Raw genomic sequence first — 421 nt, 5'->3', positions numbered from 1 at the left:
CAGCTCGAGATGTGGCAAAGCGACACATTCGACGCTGCGGCGATCGACCGGGAGCTCGGCTGGGCCCAGTCGATCGGGATGAACACGATGCGCGTGTTCCTGCACAATTTGCTCTGGGAGAATGATCCCGAGGGGCTCAAGAAGCGGATGAACCAGTTCCTGGAGATCGCCGCCAAGCACAAGATCCGGCCGTTGTTCGTGCTGTTCGACAGCTGCTGGGATCCCGATCCCAAGGCCGGCCCGCAGCATCCGCCGATCCCCGGCGTGCACAATTCGGGCTGGGTCCAGGCGCCGGGCGCGGCACGGCTGAAGGACGCCAGCCAGTATGGCAAGCTGGAAAGCTATGTGAAGGGCGTGGTCGGCGCCTTCGCCAAGGACGACCGCATCCTCGGCTGGGACGTGTGGAACGAGCCCAACAATG

The 421-nt window shown here is 63.9% G+C and carries 1 pseudogene; it reads left to right on the top strand.

Going from position 1 to position 421, the window contains the following annotated elements:
• Positions 1-421, top strand: a pseudogene (locus tag IAG41_RS22885) (1,4-beta-xylanase); the annotation flags it as partial.

The organism is Sphingomonas sp. JC676, assembly GCF_014489075.1.
Taxonomy (GTDB): Bacteria; Pseudomonadota; Alphaproteobacteria; order Sphingomonadales; family Sphingomonadaceae; genus Sphingomonas.
The sequence above is the reverse complement of the archived record's forward strand: the minus strand, read 5'-3'. Positions and strand labels throughout refer to the sequence as shown.